The organism is Saccharibacillus sp. WB 17 (assembly GCF_008634075.2).
Taxonomy (GTDB): domain Bacteria; phylum Bacillota; class Bacilli; order Paenibacillales; family Paenibacillaceae; genus Saccharibacillus; species Saccharibacillus brassicae.
This window is the reverse complement of record NZ_VPFK02000023.1, coordinates 280,905-300,591: the sequence shown is the minus strand read 5'-3', so window position 1 is coordinate 300,591 and position 19,687 is coordinate 280,905. Positions and strand designations below refer to the sequence as shown.

At 60.2% G+C, this 19,687-nt stretch carries 14 protein-coding genes and 1 pseudogene (1 of these 15 running past the window's edge); 10 read left to right on the top strand and 5 right to left on the bottom strand.

The genetic code is table 11. The features are described from left to right. A pseudogene (locus tag FTE24_RS23280) lies at positions 1–23 on the top strand (DUF6953 family protein) (its annotated part extends 202 nt beyond the left edge of the window); the annotation flags it as partial. A gap of 78 nt (positions 24–101) precedes the next feature. Here the strand turns inward: FTE24_RS23280 and FTE24_RS12675 are convergent. Then, a complete protein-coding gene (locus FTE24_RS12675) occupies positions 102–1,655 on the bottom strand; it encodes an ATP-binding protein (protein ID WP_150233706.1) in 1,554 nt (517 codons plus the stop codon). Between the two features lie 357 nt (positions 1,656–2,012). On the opposite strand from FTE24_RS12675, the gene FTE24_RS12670 reads away from it, so the two are divergent. Both FTE24_RS12670 and FTE24_RS12665 read left to right on the top strand, forming a co-directional pair. Then, positions 2,013–4,745, top strand: coding sequence for a YhgE/Pip domain-containing protein (locus tag FTE24_RS12670; protein WP_150233704.1), 2,733 nt, complete (start codon positions 2,013–2,015; stop codon positions 4,743–4,745). Between the two features lie 100 nt (positions 4,746–4,845). After that, on the top strand, positions 4,846–5,400 hold the full coding sequence (locus FTE24_RS12665; protein ID WP_150233702.1) for a TetR/AcrR family transcriptional regulator: 555 nt from the start codon (positions 4,846–4,848) through the stop codon (positions 5,398–5,400). A 40-nt stretch (positions 5,401–5,440) separates the two neighbouring features. Here FTE24_RS12665 and FTE24_RS12660 read toward each other — a convergent pair whose 3' ends face one another. The 4 genes from FTE24_RS12660 to FTE24_RS12645 form a co-directional block, all read right to left on the bottom strand. Continuing rightward, the gene (locus FTE24_RS12660) at positions 5,441–6,967 is read right to left on the bottom strand and encodes an HD domain-containing phosphohydrolase (RefSeq protein WP_150233701.1); all 1,527 of its coding nucleotides are present in this window, start codon (positions 6,965–6,967) and stop codon (positions 5,441–5,443) included. A gap of 151 nt (positions 6,968–7,118) precedes the next feature. Continuing rightward, a complete protein-coding gene (locus tag FTE24_RS12655) occupies positions 7,119–7,481 on the bottom strand; it encodes a MarR family winged helix-turn-helix transcriptional regulator (RefSeq protein WP_141450446.1) in 363 nt (120 codons plus the stop codon). 320 nt (positions 7,482–7,801) lie between these two features. Then, positions 7,802–8,341: a hypothetical protein gene (locus FTE24_RS12650; RefSeq protein WP_141448084.1), complete on the bottom strand. Its 540-nt coding sequence runs from the start codon at positions 8,339–8,341 to the stop codon at positions 7,802–7,804. Between the two features lie 70 nt (positions 8,342–8,411). After that, a complete protein-coding gene (locus FTE24_RS12645) occupies positions 8,412–9,110 on the bottom strand; it encodes a hypothetical protein (RefSeq protein WP_150233697.1) in 699 nt (232 codons plus the stop codon). A gap of 182 nt (positions 9,111–9,292) precedes the next feature. On the opposite strand from FTE24_RS12645, the gene FTE24_RS12640 reads away from it, so the two are divergent. From FTE24_RS12640 to FTE24_RS12610, 7 genes are all read left to right on the top strand, one after another. Next, entirely contained in the window at positions 9,293–10,540 is a 1,248-nt protein-coding gene (locus FTE24_RS12640; RefSeq protein ID WP_237401738.1) for a DUF445 domain-containing protein, read from the top strand. Positions 10,541–10,795: 255 nt separating this feature from the next. Next, a complete protein-coding gene (locus tag FTE24_RS12635; RefSeq protein ID WP_160441748.1) occupies positions 10,796–13,474 on the top strand; it encodes a copper amine oxidase N-terminal domain-containing protein in 2,679 nt (892 codons plus the stop codon). Between the two features lie 301 nt (positions 13,475–13,775). Beyond that, positions 13,776–15,518, top strand: a complete 1,743-nt coding sequence (locus FTE24_RS12630) for a methyl-accepting chemotaxis protein (RefSeq protein WP_150233693.1) — start codon at positions 13,776–13,778, stop codon at positions 15,516–15,518. A 154-nt stretch (positions 15,519–15,672) separates the two neighbouring features. Continuing rightward, positions 15,673–16,017, top strand: coding sequence for a YojF family protein (locus FTE24_RS12625; protein WP_150233691.1), 345 nt, complete (start codon positions 15,673–15,675; stop codon positions 16,015–16,017). A 115-nt stretch (positions 16,018–16,132) separates the two neighbouring features. Continuing rightward, entirely contained in the window at positions 16,133–16,804 is a 672-nt protein-coding gene (bshB2, locus tag FTE24_RS12620; protein ID WP_141448089.1) for a bacillithiol biosynthesis deacetylase BshB2, read from the top strand. 611 nt (positions 16,805–17,415) lie between these two features. Then, complete coding sequence (locus FTE24_RS12615; RefSeq protein ID WP_150233689.1) at positions 17,416–18,705, top strand: ABC transporter substrate-binding protein; 1,290 nt, start codon at positions 17,416–17,418, stop codon at positions 18,703–18,705. A gap of 88 nt (positions 18,706–18,793) precedes the next feature. Continuing rightward, positions 18,794–19,678, top strand: coding sequence for an ABC transporter permease subunit (locus tag FTE24_RS12610; protein WP_150233687.1), 885 nt, complete (start codon positions 18,794–18,796; stop codon positions 19,676–19,678). Positions 19,679–19,687: the final 9 nt, after the last annotated feature.

Genomic DNA, 19,687 nt, shown 5'->3' with positions numbered 1-19,687 from the left:
TTTTGGCGTGGAGCGGGACGGGACGCTTGGAAGTGCAGCGTTCCGACTGCGGGGAGACAGGCCGTGAGGAATGTCTTCCCGCCCCTCGGGTCGCGGCGGCGTCAGGTCGTCCGGAAGCGGACGTAGAACGCGGTGCCTTCCTTGCCGGTCGACAGGTCGATCGACGCGCCGTGCTTGTTGGCGATGCTGAAGCAGATGGCGAGGCCGAGGCCGGAGCCGTTTTCTTTGGTCGTGTAGAACGGCTTCCAGATCTGCTCCACAACGTCGGGCGGGATGCCGGGGCCGTTGTCTTCGATGACGAGAACGGCGCGGTCTTCCTGCATGTATGTCTTGAGCTGAATCCAGCCGTTTTCGCCGGTCGCTTCGAGCGCGTTGCGCACGAAATTGAGGATGAGCTGGGTGATCTGCTTGTTGTCCATCTCGATCGATTCCACCGGCGTCAGATGGGTCGTGATCATCTTGCCCGTCACGGAAGCGTCGGCTTCGATCAGGGGCAGGATTTTGCGGATGAGATCGTTGAGATTTTCGCGCTTGAGCTGGACCATATGGTCTTTGGCGAGCGACAAAAATTCGGTGATGATCTGATTGGCGCGGTCGAGTTCTTCGATCATGACCTGAAGATATGCCGGTTCAAGCGTGTTCTTGCCCTGCATCAGCATCAGTTGAAGGAAGCCGCGCACGGTCGTCATCGGATTGCGCACTTCGTGCCCGATGCCGGCCGCCACTTCGCCGACCAGATGCAGCTGGGACAGCCGCTGAAGCTCATGCTCGTACTGCTTGTGCTCGGTCAAGTCGCTGATCATGGTGAGCAGCAGCAGTTCGCCGTTGAAGTCGAGTCTGACGGTGCGCAGGATACACACTTTCTCTTCGCCGGTATGGTTGGTGAACGTCACTTCGCGGCTGATGCCTTCCGGCACGGTCGAAGATTCGTCCGGTTCCGGAATCTGCCGCATGAGGTCGCTGCCGCGAATCAGTTCGCCGTAGCGGGTGTCCATGTCCAGGCGCGTAATGCCGAGCAGCAGCAAAAACGCGTCGTTGGCTTCGATGATCTCGCGCTCGGCAAGCGTCGTGATGAGCATCGGATGGGGACTTGCGGCGAAGATCGCGGCAAAGCGGTTCTCCGACGAAGACAGGAAGCGGTTCGTGTCGGCCAGCACCGCGTTCTGCCGTTCCAGTTCTTCCAACCGTCCGATCCGCCCGAAAGCGAGCACGAGCTGCGAAGCGATCAGATGCAGCACTTCCAGTTCGACGGGATCGAAGCGGTCGCCGCTGCGGGAACCGAAGCCCAGCGCGAACGGACGGTCTGTGTCGGGCACGACGAGCGGGAAACAGGCGTAGCGCTGAAGCCCCATCTGACGCAGGATGCGTCCCTGGAAGTCTGTCGTGTCCTGCATCCGTTCGCAAATATAGGGGCTCTGCGACTTGATGACCGTGCCGCAGATCGTCTGTCCCTGGTCGAGCGAGAGCAGCGCTTCGGCTTCCCCGTTCGTCACGCCGCGGTGGTGGATCAGCTGCAGCCGGTAGGGGAATCGTTCTTCCACCCAATAGTTCAGCAGCAGGTCCAGATTGAAATGTTTGCTTACGCAGGCGAAGACGTGCTCGATAAGCTGGGCGGGAGTCTCGCTGGACAACATTCCCGGCAGCAGTTCAGCCATTACTTTATATTTTAGTTCCTGTTCGGTCTCCGGGTTCAACGGAACTCACCTCATTTGATCATACTTTCCACATACGGCAATTATAGCACCGGAATTAGAGGAAAAGTAGACAGGAATAAGCAAGGTTAATTGAAAAAAATCAAAAAAATGAAAAAATACTTATTAATGTAAAAAAAGAGCGAATCGTCGACCCGTTATTTTCCGATAAAAAAGAAGGTAAAAACGATGAAAGATTTTTGAAAAAAACTGAAAAAAACCGATTGTATTCTATGTAAAATGTGATATACTTCTCTTCAGTACCGAATGACCGAAATGTTTTTTTAGTCAATCAGCTAAGGAAAGGAGCAGAACCCCGCAATGTTTAAATCGGAATGGAAAAATATTTTGAAGCACCGGATGACGATGCTTACCGTAGCCGCGATGCTGCTCGTTCCGGGCTTGTACGGCCTCTTTTTCCTGTCGGCGTACTGGAATCCCTACGGCCATACGGACCGCTTGTCCGTAGCCGTCGTCAACAGCGATGCCGGCACGGATTACGAAGGCAAACGGCTCGACGTGGGCAAGGACTTCGTCGAGGGGCTGAAAGATAACGATTCGTTCAAATGGGTCGTGTCCGACAAAGCCGCCGCCATGAACGGATTGAACGCCGGCGACTATATTATGGTGATCGAGCTGCCGAAGAATTTTTCCGAGAATGCTTCGACGCTGTTGAACGCCGATCCGAAGAAGATGAACCTCGACTACTATACGAACGCGGGCATGGGTTATTCTTCGGCGCAGATCGCCAAATCGGCGATCAAGGAAGTGAACGAAGAAATCGCCAAGCAGGTGACGCAGGAATACGCCACGACCGTGTTCAGCAGCCTGAGCGAGCTGGTCGACGGGCTGAAGGATGCCGACGACGGCGCCAAGAAGCTGGACGACGGCGCCGCCGACCTGGCGGAAGGTTCGCAGAAACTCAAGGACAATCTGAAGAAGCTCGCCGCAAGCAGCGTGACGTTCCAGGAAGGCGTCGGCGACCTCAAGACCGGCGCCGGCACGCTGAGTGCGGGCATCGTCAGCGCGGCGTCCGGCGCGGCGCAGCTGAACAACGGGCTCGGCAGTCTGTCGGGCGGAGCGCAGAAGCTTGACGACGGCCTCGGCACTCTGTCGGGCGGAGCGCAGAAGCTCGATGACGGCCTCGGCAGTCTGTCGGGCGGAGCGCAGAAGCTCGACGACGGGCTCGGCAGTCTGTCGGGCGGGGCGCGCAAGCTCGACGACGGCCTCGGCACGCTCCAGACCGGAGCGGGCGGTCTGCAGACCGGCGCGGCGAAGCTCGATCAGGGGCTGACGCAGTTGAAGACCGGCGCGGATACGCTGTCCGGCGGTTCGCAGAAGCTGGAGAGCGGGGCGGAGCAGCTCAATCAGGGGCTAGGCCAGTCCGACGCCGGACTGCAGCAGCTGCAGGAGCAGCTGACGCCGTTCACGGCGGGCATGGAGCAGCTGAACGAAGCGGTGCAGGGACTCGGCGGACAGGCTTCTGCCGCCGCCGAACAGTTGGGCGCCGCGCAGCAGCAGCTTCAGCAGAAAGCGGCCGGGATCAAGCAGCAGCAGGAAGCGATCGCTTCCTATATCCAGGGCAGCGCGACCATCCCGGATGCCGACAAGCAGCAGCTGCTGTCGCTGATGGCGGCAGGCGCCGGCGGTTCCGGCGAAGCGGCCGCAGCCGCAGAAGGCGCTTCGCCTTCGCAGCTGGAACAATCGCTCGGCCAGCTGGACAAGCTGGCTTCGAGCGTGGCGCAGCTGAACGAAGGCTCGCAGCGGATCCAGTCCGCGGTCGGTCAACTGGCCGAAGGACAGAGCCGGCTCGTGCAGGGCTCTTCCGACCTGCTTGACGGGCAGAAAGAGCTGACCGCGGGCCTCGGCACGCTGTCGGGCAAGCTTGGCGAAGCCGAAGCCGGCTCGAAGCAGCTGGCCGAAGGCGCCGCGACGCTTGCCGGCGGCGCGGGCCAACTGAAAGACGGCTCGGCCAGCCTCGTAAGCGGAGCCGAGCAGTTGAAGAGCGGCTCGGCGACGCTGGTCGGCGGGGCCGACCAGCTCAAGAGCGGGGCTTCGACCCTGGTCAGCGGAGCGGATCAGCTCAAAGCCGGTTCGTCCACCCTGGTCAGCGGCACGGACCGGCTCAAGGACGGCTCGCAAAGCCTCGTCGGCGGCCTCGGCCAACTCAAGACCGGCGGCGGCCAACTGGTCAGCGGCCTGGGCAAGCTCGGCGGCGCGACCGGCGAGCTGAGAGACGGAGCCGATCAACTGGCGGACGGCTCGGTGACGCTGGACAACGGCGTCGGCGACCTCAAGGAAGGTACGAACGAGCTGTACACGTCGCTGGCCGACGGCGTCAAGGAAGCCGGCGACGTCAGCTCGGACGACAAGACGTACGACATGTTCGCGGAGCCGACCGAAGTGAAGCACGTCGACGTGAACCATGATATTACGGAGTACGGCGAAGGGCTTGCGCCTTACATGATGACGATTGCGCTGTTTGCCGGCGCGCTCATGTTCTCGTCGGTCTATCCGCTCAAGACGCCGCAGATCCGGCCGCGTTCCGGCTGGGCCTGGTTCCTGAGCAAATTCAGCGTCATCTTGTTCATGGCTGTGCTGCAAGCGGCGATTCTCGACGCGGTGCTGATCGGGATCGTCGGGCTGCATGTACAGAGCCTGTGGCATTTCTACGCGATCACGTTCGTGCTCAGCCTGACGTTCCTGTCGCTGCTGTTCCTGCTGTTCGCGGCGCTTGGCAAGGTCGGCCAGTTTATCGCCTTCCTGATTCTGCTGGCGCAGATCGGCGGCAGCGCGGGCACGTTCCCGAAAGTGCTGACGCCGGCGTTCTTCCAGGCGATCAATCCGTACCTGCCGGCGACTTACGGCATTCGCGCCCTGCGCGAAGCGGTATCGCTGGGCAACGACTGGGGCTACTTCTGGACGCAGCTGGCGCATGTGGGCGTGTTCGGAGCCGTCTTCCTCGTGTTGGCTCTGCTGGTGTTCCTGCTGAGCAGCAAACGGATCAAGACGGGGATCGAAGAAGAGCAGGACCTGACGCCTTCGACCGTGTAACGGAGAAGCGGAAAGCCGCTGCACGCCAAACTTCCCGCGAACGAGAAATCGTCTTCGCGGGAAGTTTTTTTATAGGAACAGACAAAGAGGAGGGGCCGGGATGGAAGTGAAAAGACGCCGGATTCTGGAAGCGGCCATGCTGTGTTTCGAACGCTTCGGATTCCGCGGAACGACGATCGGGAGCGTGGCCAAAGCGGCGCATGTGAGCAAAAGCGCGATCTACGACTGTTTTGCGAACAAGGAAGCGCTGCTGCTGGCCATCGTCGAAGACATTTTGGAGGATCTGCTGGAGGAGTCGGACCGGGCCTGCCTGCCGGGGCAGCCGCTGAGCGAAGACATCGACCGGATGTTCGACACCGTGATCGTGCTCAGGGAGCGGCATCGGCTGCTGGTCGGCATCTACCGGGAAGCCCGGCAGTCGGGCGCGCACGGTCTGCTGGATATGCGAACCGCGCTCGAAGAAGGCATCGTCCGCTATATCGAGCAGCTCGTGCGGCGGCATGCGGACGAAGGCGAGACCTTTCGGCTGGAACCGAAAATGATCGCTTTTCTCGTGTACCGGACGTATTTGCAGCTGATCCGCGATTGGGAAGACCTGTACGAGCCGCTGACGCCGGCCCAAATCAAAAACGCGCTGAACGCTTTCGCCCTATAGGGCGGCGTCCGGCGCGTTTTTGCGAAGCGGCGGCGTGCGGTCAAGCTTCCGCCCGATAAGGCGGCGCTTCCGGTTTTTCTTTTTCCTGATAAAAAGCGTCGACGAAAATCTGGGCGTAATACGGGTCCCACTGCGTGCCTTTGCCTTCGGAGATGATCGAGATGGCTTTCTCCAGCGGCATGCCGCTGCGGTACGGCCGATCGGACGTCATCGCGTCGAAAGCGTCGGCGACCGCGATGATGCGGCCGAACTTCGGAATGTCGGTGCCGGCCAGCCCGTCGGGATAGCCGTGCCCGTCGTAACGCTCGTGGTGCGAACGCACGCCGGGCAGCAGGGGTGCCATCATCTCCAGCGGCTCGACGCGTTTGAGGATCTCTTCGCCGAGCGCCGGATGCTTCTTGATCTGCTCGAACTCTTCGTCGGTCAGCCGGCCGTCTTTGAGCAGCACGTTGTCGCGCACGCCGATCTTGCCGATGTCGTGCAGCAGCGCCGTCTTGTTTAGCAGGTCGAGCTCTTCGCGCCCGAGTCCGGCTCCGCGCCCGATCAGCATCGAATATTCCGCGACGCGCTGCGAGTGGCCGGCCGTGTACGTGTCGCGGGCGTCAAGCGCCGCGGCCAGCGTCGAGAAGTAACTTTGCAGCAGCTGTTCGTTGATCCGCTGGCGCTGCGACAGGCCCTGCACCATGTGGTTGAAGCCGGATACGAGCCGCGAGAACTCGTCCGAATACAGGTCCGACGCGCGCACGTTGAGATCGCCGGTCCGGACCGCGCGCAGCGATTGTTCGAGATTGGCGATCGGTTGGCGGACGCTCCGGCTGAGCAGCCAGGCTCCGAGCGAAGAGAAGAAGATGCCGAACACGAGAATGAGCGACGCCCACTGCCAGTAATCTTCGACGAGGGGCGAGCCGGTAACGGTCAGGCGGATCTGCGTGGCCAGCACGAAAAAGAACAGCGGAAAAGCGCCGATCGAAAACGCGCTGAGCTGGAACTTGCGCTGCGTCGAGACGATAACCCGGCCGTCCAGCGATACCCGTTCGCCGTGCAGGCGCTCGCCGGTCTCGCTGACGAGCTGGAGCAGGGGACGGATCGCCTGGTCGGTCAGGAAATATTCGATCAGCGCGTGCATGCCCGCCACGAGGACGGCGCCGGAAGCGGCAATGCCGATGTAATAGACCGGAAGTTCGATCCAGCCGATGCGGATAAACCATAGGGTAAGCAGGATGGCGGGAACGGACAAGCCGAGCATATGCGGTCCCATGATGCGCAGGACGGACAGCGCGGGCAGCCGGTGGATCTGGACGTAGGCGTCCCGGATTTCGTCGAGCGACGGATGCTCCTTGAGGAACAGCCCGCGGATCGGGCGCACCTGCCGGGCGAACGTCAGCAGCTCGAGCGAGATCATTACCAGGAAGGAGACGAGCAGCACGATAAAGATGCGGTCAAATCCGCCGATCGGCAGTTTGAGCGCGGACGAAATCACGGCCCCTCCGACGCAGAGAACGGCCAGCACCGACCCGACGATGTAGTTCCGCACAAGCCGGCGTAAAAAGCGCCGGTATTCGGTCATTGAGATTCCTCTTTTCTAAAAAAGCTGAAAACAAAGTTCACTCTTGTTATCGGCCGGAGGTGCCGCGTCCGTTACAGCAAAGAAGGGAGAGATCGACAAGAAAGAACGGGGCGGAGGAATCGGGCATCGCGCCGACGCCGGAAAAGGGAGATTACCGGTAGTTGTCGACGCTTGCCATCAGCGTTCGAATCGTTTCGTTGAGCGTGTTGATCTGCTGCAGGTCAAGCCCGCTCGATTCGATCATGGAAGTGGGGATGCAGCTTGCGCGGTCTTGGAGTTCGCGGCCTTTGTCGGTAATGCGCACGGTAACGATCCGTTCGTCTTCCAGCGAGCGGCTGCGTTCAAGCAGACCGGACGCTTCCATTCGCTTCAGCATCGGCGTGAGCGTACCCGAATCGAGGCTGAGCACCTGGCTCAGTTCCTTGATGCTGCTCTCTTCGCAATCCCAGAGGACGAGCAGGACCAGATATTGGGGGTAAGTCAGATTCAGATCGTCGAGCAAAGGCCGGTACATCCGGAAAATGGCCCGGGAACAAGCGTAAAGCGAAAAACAGAGGTGGGAGTCGAGCGCGAGCCGTTGTTGATCCATAACGTAACCGATCCTTTCGTTCATCAAATTGATAGATTCTTTAGCATTTTATATTTCGAACAACATAATTGCAATAAACTATACGCCAGAATCGAAAAAAATCCAATATATCGCTATATTTCGGTAAAGTTCGACAAAAATTGAAGAGTGCAGGGACGAAAGAAAAAAAGCCGACGCGCGAAAAAACAGACCGCCGCGGCGGTCTGCCGGTAACGGCCGACCCGGTACAAATCGGGATCGACGCGTTATTTAAGGTTGTTCACGTAAGTCTGGAAGCGGGTGGTGAAGACGTCCAGCTTCGCTTTGCCCGATTTGAGCTTCGCTTGTCCCTGCTTGTACGTGGTCCAGTTGATCTTCGCCCCGTACAGCGATTTCTTCATCAGCTGCATACCCTGAAGCTGGAGCGAAGCGCCCTGGAGGTAATAAGCGTGGAGGTCGGACAAGGTCTTGCCCGCCGGCTTGATCTGCTTCAACTGGTAATAGAACTTGCTGTAGTTCGGGATGATGACGTTGTTCATGGCTGTGTACACGTCTTTGCGATTGGCCGCCGATACGTAGCCGACCGCGTTGAACGCGTCCGCCGCCTTGTCTTCGTACTGTACGATCGCGTCCATGCGATCCATGTAATCGCGCGCTTCGATCTGCTCGGGACTGGCTTCCGTTTGTTCCTGCGGCGCAGGGGCGGTAGAAGCGGCCGGAGCAGCCGGAGCCGCGAAAGCCGAAGCCGGCAGAGCCGCGGAGCTCAGCAGGGCAAGGGAGAGAAACAGCGATCCCCATTTTTTCATCAGTGAACGACCTCCTGTGGGATAGGCGATTGGGCGATTCGGGCAAAGCTTGTGCGGCGGGTTCCGGCGCTTAGGGTCTGCCGGGACGGGTCTGGCGGCTGTCGACTTTGCTCTGCAAATAGTCGAAATCTCCGCGCAGCCGGTCGCGCACGGACTGTTCTTCTTCGAACGAGCCGCGGTTGGCGCGCTCGCGCAGTTCGCTGCGGATACTCTCGCGCAGCGCGTCGTCCGCCGATTCGGTCTCGAACGCGCCGTGGCGTTCTTCCCATTCGCTGCGGATGGCCTGCGCGTTCATGACTTCGTAGGCGACCAGCGCGGCGTCTTTGCGCACGACGGCGCTCGCTCCGAGCGCGTTCAGCCGGCTGCTGAGGCTGATCTCGTTATGTTCGCGCACGAGCGCGAGCAGCGACCATTCGTTCTCGTTGAGCTTCGCGGCGATCGCGCCCAGCATCCCGAATTCGTCGACGATGCGGGCCGCGTTCAGGTCGGCGTCCAGCAGCGGACCGGCATAACCGCCGATCAGCGTGCCGATCGGTCCGCTCATGACGGACACGATCGAATCGATCAGATCGTTCGTCAGATGGTCCGGCCCGGTCTCGTCTTCCGCGAAGCGTTCATCGCGTTCCCGTCCGATCCGGCCGGACGTCTTGCGCAGGACGGCAGCCTGAAGCACCGAGTAGTCGTCCGTCACCGGATGTTCCCGGAAGCGTTCGAGCACCGCGGCCAAAGGCTCCTCCTGCTTGAAAGTCGTGAATACGATATGATCCATGGCGAAATCCCATCCTTTCGTCGTGACCGGGCCTGTCGGTATCCGGACTTCCCTACTCTTTTATAAAGTTCTTTTTTGCGTTTCAATCAGCGGCTGTACTAAAATGAATAAGGAATCGCGTCGATCGCGTGCGCGAGGACAAGGTTTGGAAAACAGGCATAAGATTTCAAGGAAGCAGGGGGATGACAATGGGATCTAAAAATTTGGCCGGAATCTCGCTGATCGTGATGGCCGCGGGCTTCGTGATCAGCTTGTTCCTGCCCGAGAACGTATGGACGTTCCTGCTGATCGGCGGCTTCGAAGCCGGTCTCGTCGGGGGCCTGGCGGACTGGTTCGCCGTGACGGCATTGTTCCGGCATCCGCTGGGCATTCCGATCCCGCATACGTCTCTGCTGCTCAAGAATAAGAGCCGCATCGTGGAGTCGCTCGTCTCCGCGATGGAGACGCAGCTGCTCAATAAAGAGAGCATCATCCGGCAGCTGCGCAAGCTCAATCTCATTCACAGCGCTTCGCGGATGCTGACCCGTCTGATGGCCCGCAAGCGCACCCGGCTGCAGGTGCTCGATTACGCGGCGGAAGCGATCGCCAAGCTGCCGCTCGACAAAGCGGTCGAGCCGGTGCGGGAAGCGGCGGAGAATTATATCCGCGGCATGGACGCGGCCGGTCTTGCCGACCGCGCGCTTACCAAAGTGCTGAACGACAGCTACGAGATCAAGCTGTTCGATTACGCGCTCGGCGAAGCGAGAGCGTGGGCGGCGCGTCCGGAGACGAAGGACACGATGGGCACGCTCGCGATGGAGCAGCTGTCCAATGCGAAGGTCGGCGGATTTACCGGGTTCGCTTTTCAGGCGTTCGCCGGCATGGTAAACGAAGACAAGCTCGGCTCCATGATCCAGACGATGCTCGTGGCGGGCATCGATTCGCTGCTCGATCCTTACGGCGAACAGCGGCTGGCGATTTTGCGAGAAGTGCGCGTGAAGCTGTTCGAAGCGGTCGGCGACGAAGAGAAGCTGGAATACGTGCGCGGTCAGGTGCTGGAAGTGCTGCACGAAGAAGCGACCGCCGCCTTCATCCGCGAGAATCTGGAGAAGCTGCGCGAATTCGCGCTGGCCAAAACGGAGGAAGAACGCGCGAACGGCGGGCGGATCGTGTTCCGTCTGTACGCGGCTGCCGTTCGCGGCATCGCGTCCGACCCGGAGCGTATCGAAATGTGGGAAGAGAAGACGCGCGGCGCGATCGTGCAGCTCGCCGAGAGCAACCATTACCGGATCGGCCAGCTGGTGCGCGACAACGTGGACCGGATGGACGATGCGCAGCTCGTGGAGATGCTCGAAGACAAGATCGGCAAAGATTTGCAGTGGATTCGCGTCAACGGCGCGGTGTGCGGTTTCCTCGTCGGGATCGTGCTGTCCGTCATTCAATTGTTCTGATTCCCTGCCCGAAAAGCTTGTCGGACGTACGCCTCGGCGCACCCGGCAAGCTTTTTTTTGGCGTTGGCGCGCTGCTTCGGCAGGAAGGCGCCGGCGAAGGCGGGACGCGGGATTGGAGCCGGGTTATCAATTTGTTTGGCAGAAATTCGGAGACTTTGGCAACTTTTCTCTTGTTTCACGCGTCAGTTACTAAGATTAAAGAAAAAAGAGATCCAAAAAATCCAACCGAGCTTTCGGAAGGGAGAATGAATGACAATGAACAAGAAGAAAAAAATCAGTGCAGCTTTGCTTGCGGGGGCTCTTCTCATGCCTGCGGCGCTTCCTCATCCTGCAGACGCGGCAACCAATATCAAAATTTTCATTGACGGGGTCGAACTGAAATCGGCCCAGCCTCCGATTGCCCAGGGCAGCCGGACGCTCGCTCCCCTGCGCAGCATTTTCCAGGGATTGAACGCCCAGGTGAACTGGAACCAGAAGACGCAGACGATCACGGCCTATAAAGGCAGCAACACGATCGTGCTCAAGATCGGCTCCAAAGCCGCCACGGTCAACGGACGGAGCGTTACGCTCGACGTGCCGGCCAAAGCGATCAAGGGCAACACGGTCGTGCCGCTGCGCTTCATCGGCGAATCGCTCGGCCAGGACGTTCGCTGGAACGCCGCTTCGCAAAGCGTCATCATCACGACGACGGCCGAGCTGACGGCTCCGTCTTCCGTCACGGCCCGCAGCCTCGGCCAGTACGGCGACGGACGAGACCTGCAGGTCTCGTTCACGAAGTCCGCGGACGAAGCGTACGTCGACCATTACCGCCTGTTCGTGGTGAAGTCGGGCACGCCGTTCACGGCGGCGCAGGCCAAAGCGGCCGCGAACAACTACACGACCGTTCTGCCTACGGGCGCCAACCAGAACGTGACGCTCACGTCGAGAACGACGGACAGCACGGGCGAGACGCTCAAATCCGGTCAGGCCTACCAGGTCTACGCCGCAGCCATCGGCAACAACTATGCCGGCGGACAAGTTGAACTCTCTTCGGCTTCCTCGGCCGTTACGCTGAGCGGCGGCACGGCCGTCGGTACGGCGACCGCGGTCAAAGCGGCAGACGTCGGCGACTACCGCGACGGACGCGACCTGACGGTCAGCTTCGCCAAAGCCCAGGACGAGACGTCCCTGTCCGGCTACCGCGTCTTCGTCGTAAGAACATCCGACGCAGCCGCGTTCAACCTGGCGGCGGCCAATGCCGTGCCGGCGCAGAACTATACGACGGTCGCGAAGGGACCGGCTTCGCCGAGCGTGACGCTGACCGCGCAGAGCCGCGATACCGCGGGCAATCCGCTGCAGAACGGCGTGCCGTACACGACCTTCGTCATGGGCGTGAGCGCTTCGAACACGGCGGCGAACAACACGCTGTCCGGCGGCTCGGCTTCGGTGACGCTCGCGACGTCCGGTTCCGACGTATCCGCGTCGAACGTAGCCGTGAGCGACGTGAGCGATTACGGGGACGGACGCGATCTTCGCGTAGCGTTTGACCGCGCCGCGAACGAAGCCAACGTCAGCCAGTACCGCGTGATGGTCGTGAAAGATGCCAAAGCGGCTTCGTTCAACATTAACTCGGCCAACGCGACGAACAGCGCCAACTATACCGCCATCAACAAGACCGGCGGCAACCTGGCCCAGACGCTGAACGCTTCAGCCCGCGACAGCGACGGCGACGCGATCCGCAACGGCACCGCTTACCGCGTATTCGTCCTGACGGTAGGTTCGGGTACGTCGACCAGCACGAACGTGCTGTCGGGCGTCTCGCAGCCGATCACGCTCGGCGGCAACAACGTCGGCACGGCGTTGACTCCGTCGCTTAGCGATTCCGGCAACTCCGGAGACGGCCGCGACCTGCTCGTGACGTTCGGCCGCTCTTCCGACGAGAGCAGCATTTCGGAATACCGCGTCCTGGTCGTGAAATCGGCCAGCGCTTCGAACTTCAACCTGGCTTCGGCCGTAAGCGTGCCGGCCGCCAACTATACCGTGCTGCCGCGCACCGGCTCGAACCAAAGCACGTTCCTGAACGCGGCGACCCGCGACGTCAACGGCGAACCGATCCGCAACGGCGTCGCTTACCGCGTACTCGTCCTGTCGGTCGGCAATGGCGCCTCGAATTCCAGCGCCAACTTCGCTTTGTCGGGCGCTTCGAACGCCGTGACGCTGTCGAACGGTTCCGCCGTGGCGGGCGCGACGAACGTCGCCGCTGCCGTCAACAGCTCGACGGGCAACGCCAGCGACGTGGAAGTGACGTTCAACCGCTCCGCGAACGAGGCGGACGTGAACGAATACCGCATTCTGGCCGTACCTTCGAACCAATCCGGTTCGTATAATCTGGCCAATGCCAATGCGGCCACGTCTTACACGCCGGTCGCAACGACAGGCACCGGTCCGATCCGCCAGGCGCTTAACGCCGGCAGCCGCGACGTGAACGGCGGCGTCATCTCGAACAACGGCTCTTACCGCTTCTTCGTCCTGACGGTGTCCAAGACCGGCACCAACGTGCTGTCCGACCGTTCGAACGAAGTCTCGCTGAGCGAAGCCGGCGTGCCGGCGGCGACGAACGTCAGAACGTCCGCCAGCGGCCCTGCAGTGACGGTAAGTTTCACGCCTCCGACCAACGCGGCAGGCACGGCTTACTACAACGTGATGCTCGTACCGACGAACAGCGCGGCCAACTTCACCGTAGGCCAGGCGAACGCCGTACCGGCGTCGAGCGCCAAATATTCGAGCGGCGGCAACGTGACCTTCACGGTCAACGCCGACCGCGACGCGTTCAACAATCCGCTGCAGGCCGGCGTGCAGTATCGCGCGTTCGTCCTCTCGGTCGCCGACGGCGTTCGCGCTACCGGCAACGCGCTGTCCGAGAACGTCAACAACGACTTCTCGCTGACGAACTAACAGGCGCGGAGGAAGCGCAGGCCGCGCAGAAGGCGGACCTCCCGCTTCGCCAGGAAGCTTCCGGATACAATCCGGAAGCTTCTTTTTTTGCGTATCGAATCGCAGCGGCAGCGCCGTACGCCCAAAAAAAGGATTGTAAGCAAGCAGGCGATGTCCTAAACTGGTCACATCGGAAATCCCGTCGGCAGCAGGCAGAAGTGTTTTCGAACTTTTTTCCACTCCTGTATCCGCTCTTATTCGGTCGTATTCGGTCGTGTTCGGTCCCGTTCAAACAAATTCGCAGTCGCGAGGAGAAGAAGATTTGAAAAGCTTACAGTTAAAAATCATGTTGATCGTGTCGGCCTTGATCCTGGTGTCGGAGATCGCGTTGGGGTACAGCATGTACAAAGCTTCGTCGCTGCTGTTGGTCGATTCGGTCGGCAAGCAGGCGCAGAGCATCGCGGATTACGCGGTCGGCCAGATCGATCCCGAAGCCTACGGCCGGATTACGGCCGAGGGCGGGGAGACGGCTTATTACGACGAACTTCGCGGCACGCTGAACGCGCTGCGGGAAGCGAACCGGCTGAAGTATCTGTATACGATGAACGTGCGCGACAACGCCGGGACGCCCGAATATTTCTACGTCGTAGACGGAGCGCCGGCCGATGCCGCGCCCGAAGACGTGTCCGCGCTGGGCGAACCGGAAGACGGCGTGAACGCGCAGCTCGAAGCGGCGTTCGCGACCGGCGAGGCGCAGATCGGCAGCCTGACGACCGAAGACGATTACGGTACGACGCTGACCAGTTACGTGCCGATCAAGGACGCGGGCGGGCGCATGCTCGGCGTGCTCGGCGCCGACTTCGACGCGACGGATATCCGGGCACAGATGAACGAGAACCGCAGCCGGGCGCTGTGGGTAGCCGGCCTTGTGCTGGCCTTGTCGCTTACGGTCGTGTACTTCGTCTCGCGCATGATCGTGGCGCCGCTGACCCGGCTGACGCGCGAGATGCGGGGCGTGGAGAGCGGCGACCTGACGACGGCGCCGAGCGACACGCGCCGGGACGAGATCGGGCGCCTGTCCGCGGCGTTCCGCTCGATGCTCGGCACGATGAGCGGCATGATCGTCGGCGTGCGCGCCGGAACGCGCGACACCCGCCGTTCGGCGGAAGCTTTGTCGGGCACCGCCGAGCGGTGGGCCGAAGCCGGCGCAGACATGGCGTCGCATCTCGGCGAAGCCGGCGAGCGGATGCGCGAGCAGGCCCGGCTGAGCGAAGAGAATTCGCGGGCGCTCGGCGAAGTGAACGGCGGCATCCAGCAGATCGCCGACGCGCTGAGCGTGGTGGCGGGTTCGGCCCGGGACGCTTCGGACACGGCCCGGACCGGCAGCGGCTTCGTTCGGAGCGCGCTTGAGCGGATGGAGTCGGTGCAGGCGTCCTCGAACGAGACGCAGATCCGGGTGGAACGGCTGAACGGCCATTCCGAGCGGATCGGGCAGATCGTCGGCGATATTCAGAATATTTCGTCGCAGACGAACCTGCTTGCGCTCAACGCTTCGATCGAAGCGGCGAGAGCGGGCGAACACGGCCGCGGCTTTGCGGTCGTGGCCGACGAAGTGCGCAAGCTGGCCGAGCAGACGGCCCGCTCCGCGGCGGACGTGGCGGTCATCGTCGCCGGTATTGTCGGCGAGACGCGGGAAGCCGTCGAAGGCGTGCGCGTGCAGGCGGACAAGATCGACGAAGCGTCCGGCGTGGTCAAGCGGACGGGCGATTCGTTCGACGACATTTTGTCGTCGGTCGAGCGGATCGCGGAGCGGCTGCTGGAAGTGTCGGCCGTGTCGCAGCAGACGGCCGCCGGCGCGCAGCAGGTGACATCGGCCGCGGAGCTGATGGAACAGGCTTCGCGCCGGACGGCGGAGAACTTCGCCGGCATCGAGCGCTCGGCCGAAGGGCAGGCGGCGGCGATCGATCGCATGCGCGGTTCCGCCGCGGAGCTGCAGGGCATGGCGGCGGAGCTGGAGCGGATGGTCGACCGGTTCAAGGTCGGCGAACCGGACCGGGCCTTGTAAGCTTGGAAAGTCGAAGTCGAAGCCGGACGGTCCCGACAGGGGGTTGTTCGGCTTTTGCCGTTTGTCACGTCTGGCCGGCTATATTATAATGAAAGTTGGTTCGATTTTTATCGTATTTCATCGTTCACGACTCTAAACCGAAGGGAAGACTCCGATGCTGCCGATTCAACCGCAAGCTGTCCAGGAGCTGTTGGACAAACTGAAAAACCGCGAGCTCTACCTGCATCTCGAGCTCACCAACGGCGCCTATACGTTCGAGCAAGACCGTTCGAAGCTCGTCGCTTCGAACATGATCCGCAACGTCAAAGTCAGCTACTCGAACGGCTCGATCTCCGGAACCGGCCCTTACCGGGTCGGCCTGAAGATGCCGGAAGGCTGGATCTACGCCGAAGGACTGACGCATTACGAAGAAAGCGAGACGGAACGGGCCATTCTCGCCGGCAACGACCGCGCCGGCAAACTGGTCGTCAGCCTCATGCTGAGCCCGGAACCTTTCTAAGCGGGATTCGGCGGCTCCGGGCCGCCCCGTCCGCTGCGACATTCACGCTTCACGTTCACACTGTCATTCCATCAAAGCGGCTTGCGCCGCATTCGGAAAGGAGCGGGTACATCCCGTGGAACGCCATGTTTTGATCGTATTTCCCCACCCCGACGACGAGTCTTTCACCGTCTCGGGCACGGCCGCCTATCACCTGCAAAACGGGACGCCCGTTACGTATGCCTGCCTCACGATGGGCCAGCTCGGCCGCAACCTCGGCAATCCGCCGTTCGCCAACCGCATAACGCTGCCGGCGATCCGCCGGGCGGAGCTCGACGCTTCCTGCGCGGCGATCGGCATCACCGATCTGCGCACGCTCGGTTTTCACGATAAAATGATCGAATTCGAAGATCGCGACCTGCTCGACGGCAAGCTGCGCGAGCTGATCGAAGAACTCAATCCGTCGCTGATCCTCACGTTCCACCCGAAATACAGCGTGCATCCGGACCATGACGCCTGCGGCGAAGCCGTCGTGCGCGTCGTCCAGGCGATGAAGCCCAAAGACCGGCCGAAAGTGCATGTGGTCGCTTTTGCCAAAGGGCATGAACGCGCGCTCGGACCGGCCGATGTCCACGTGGACATCACGCTGTTCCTCGAACAGAAAGTCGGTTCGATCAAAGCGCACAAATCGCAGTTCCATACCGATCCGGTGTTCGAAGGACACTCGATTCACGACCCGGTGCTGCGCGAACGTTTTGCGACCGAGAAGTTCTGGACGTACAAGTTCGACCCGCATCCGCAAAGTTAAAAAAGGCCCGTTCCCGCAAACGAAAAGCGTCCTGCCGTCTGGCAAAGATGTCGTTCGCCTGCCGGGTTCGCCCGACCTCCGACGCCGCGTACGCCGCGGCGCCGGAGGTTTTTTTGCATACACGCCTATAAGGTTCAAGTCTTGCCCCGGGTCTTTTCCCGGCTTCGGCCAAGCCCGATTTGCGCTTCTAAAATTTTAAATAAAAACAGGTTGTAAAACGCGGAAAGACGGATTATACTGAACTCAAAATGAAAGCGGTAACACAAGCGGCATCCGTTTCTGGTATCGGTTTCATAAAATTCTCTCCGTCCTCTTATCGTTCTTTTATCGTCTTCTTACCGTCCGGTTAACGTCCTGTTATTATCCTCGCAAGCCGTACTTTCCGTCTGCTGCCGATCGTCTCCACACCTTTTGCACGGAAATCTGGAACCGATACCAGAAAATCTTCGCGCCGATGTTTTCCATCTTTTTTTACTTCGAAAAGGAGTGGATGCCGCATTGAACCCCGGGCAAGCGCAATCGTCCTCAATCCTCTCCCGCATGCCGAACGGGCCAAGCCTATCGCAAGTGTCGTTCCGTCTCGAACACAGAAGAACAGGGGGAATCAAACGATGAAACTCAGAACTTTTTCCATGCTCATGCTGTCGCTTTGCTTCATGCTCGTTATCAGTGCCTGCGGAGGGTCCGCGACTTCCGGCTCGACCGCTTCAAGCGGCGGGGGGACAGACGCGTCCGGCCAGAAGGCGACGTTGAAATTGTGGTACTGGAACGGGGCCATCTCCGATTCCACGATCGAAGCGGCGCGCAAAAAGTTCCCGAACGTCGATCTGCAGGCCGAGAAGCTGCCTTCCGGCGACGACTACCTGACAAAGCTCAAAACGACGATCGCCGGCGGCGGAGACGGCCCGGACATCGTGGCGATGGACAGCTGGGTCTCGTCGATGGTCACGTACAAAGAAAAATTCGTCAACCTGTACGATCAGGGCGCCAAAGACATTCAGTCCGACTACCTCGACTGGAAATGGAACATGGCCGCAAGCGCGGACAATAAATACCTGATCGGCCTGCCGATCGACGTAGCTCCGGTCGTGCTGTATTACCGGACCGACCTGTTCGAGAAAGCGGGCGTGCCGAGCACGCCGGACGATATCAAAAACGAAGTGAAAACGTGGGACGACTACTTCGCGACGCTGCAAAAAGTGAAAGACGCCACCGGCTCGCAGGCCGGCACGATCGCCGATATGTACCGGTCGATCATCGGCCAAAGCAGCGACAATTATTTCGACGCGGAAGGCAACTATATCGGCGACCAGGCCCATATCAAAAAAGCGTGGGACGATTCCGTCAAAGCTTACCAGGCGGGCCTGACGTTCCCTTACTCGAACGATTCCGAGAAAAACGCGGCGATCAACAGCGGCAAAATCTCTTCCTTCACCGGAGCTTCGTGGGCCGTCGGCGATCTCGTCAGCGCCGCGCCGGACACGAAAGGCAAATGGAATATCGCCTATCCGCCGGGCGGCGTAGGCAACCAGGGCGGTTCGTTCTTCGGCATTCTGCAGACGTCGAAATACCCGAAAGAAGCGTATGAAGTGATTCGCTTCCTCGTCAGTCCCGAGAACCTGCTGACCGCTTACAAAGAATTCGGCAACTATCCGTCCACGCCGTCCATCTACGACAGCCCGGACATGGTCAACAAAAACGAATTTTTCGGCGACCAGGATCTCAGCACCGTGTTCGGCGAAGCCGCCAAAGACGTCAAAGTGGCCCATACCGATCCGCAGGACAACATGGTCGGCACGACGATCGTCGACGCGCTCGGCTCGGTCGATACCCAGAAGAAAGATCCCGAGCAGGCGTGGGAAGAAGCGCAGGCTACGATCAAACGCCAGCTTTCCCGTTAATCCGATACGGGGCGGCACACCAATCTAATCGGCGATGGGGCGAGGGAATACATATTCCCCGCCTCATTGAATTGCGGGAGGGATCAAAGTGGGGAATCTTTTCAAGGAAATCTACAAGAGCCGAACGCTGTACCTGTTCATTTCTCCGTTCTACATCCTGTTCCTGATCTTCTCCGTGTTCCCCATCTTCTTTTCCATGTACCTGGCGGTGCATGATTGGGACGGAATCGGAACGATGAATTACGTGGGATTCAGCAACTTCGTTTACATGTTCAAAGATCCGACGTTCTGGCAGGCGCTCGTCAACAATATCGCCTTGTGGATTCTCGGCAACGGTCCGATGCTGATCTGCGCGCTGGTCGTCGCTTACGTCATCAACCTGTCGATCATCAAGTTCAAATCCTTTTTCCGGATCGCGTTCTTCCTGCCCAACATCACGGCGATGGTGGCGGTCGTCATCATCTTCCAATCGCTGTTCGGCAACGAATACGGACTGATCAACTTTTTGCTGCAGGAACTGGGTTTGAACAAAGTGGAATGGTTCAATTCGAGCTTCGGCGTCCGGGTCGTCATCGCGTCCATGATCAGTTGGAGATACATGGGCTACAATGCGATCATCTTCCTCTCGGGGCTGCAAAAAATTCCGAAAGACCTCTACGAAGCGGCCGAGCTTGACGGAGCGACCCTGTTCCAGAGCTTCACCAAAATCACGCTGCCGATGCTTCGGCCGATCATCCTGTTCTCCGTCATGATGTCGACGATCGGCGGATTCCAGATCTTCACCGAACCGCAGGTTCTGGCCGGCACCCAATCTCCATACCCCGGCTCCGACACGATCGTGCTGTACATGTTCCGGGAAGGGTTCACCTACCAGCATTACGGATACGCGGCGGCGGTCTCATGGGTCTTGTTCGTCATCATCGGGTTATTGTCGCTGATGAATTGGAAGTTCTTCAACAGAGCCGACGATTGAGGAAAAGAG

Bases quoted from the DNA above. Each gene is read 5' to 3' on its own strand.
- FTE24_RS12650 (WP_141448084.1), bottom strand. From the start codon at position 8,341: ATGAAAAAATGGGGATCGCTGTTTCTCTCCCTTGCCCTGCTGAGCTCC.
- FTE24_RS12635 (WP_160441748.1), top strand. From the start codon at position 10,796: ATGAACAAGAAGAAAAAAATCAGTGCAGCTTTGCTTGCGGGGGCTCTT.
- FTE24_RS12640 (WP_237401738.1), top strand. From the start codon at position 9,293: ATGACAATGGGATCTAAAAATTTGGCCGGAATCTCGCTGATCGTGATG.
- FTE24_RS12675 (WP_150233706.1), bottom strand. From the start codon at position 1,655: ATGGCTGAACTGCTGCCGGGAATGTTGTCCAGCGAGACTCCCGCCCAG.
- FTE24_RS12660 (WP_150233701.1), bottom strand. From the start codon at position 6,967: ATGACCGAATACCGGCGCTTTTTACGCCGGCTTGTGCGGAACTACATC.
- FTE24_RS12670 (WP_150233704.1), top strand. From the start codon at position 2,013: ATGTTTAAATCGGAATGGAAAAATATTTTGAAGCACCGGATGACGATG.
- FTE24_RS12655 (WP_141450446.1), bottom strand. From the start codon at position 7,481: ATGTACCGGCCTTTGCTCGACGATCTGAATCTGACTTACCCCCAATAT.
- FTE24_RS12645 (WP_150233697.1), bottom strand. From the start codon at position 9,110: ATGGATCATATCGTATTCACGACTTTCAAGCAGGAGGAGCCTTTGGCC.
- FTE24_RS12665 (WP_150233702.1), top strand. From the start codon at position 4,846: ATGGAAGTGAAAAGACGCCGGATTCTGGAAGCGGCCATGCTGTGTTTC.
- FTE24_RS12615 (WP_150233689.1), top strand. From the start codon at position 17,416: ATGAAACTCAGAACTTTTTCCATGCTCATGCTGTCGCTTTGCTTCATG.
- FTE24_RS12625 (WP_150233691.1), top strand. From the start codon at position 15,673: ATGCTGCCGATTCAACCGCAAGCTGTCCAGGAGCTGTTGGACAAACTG.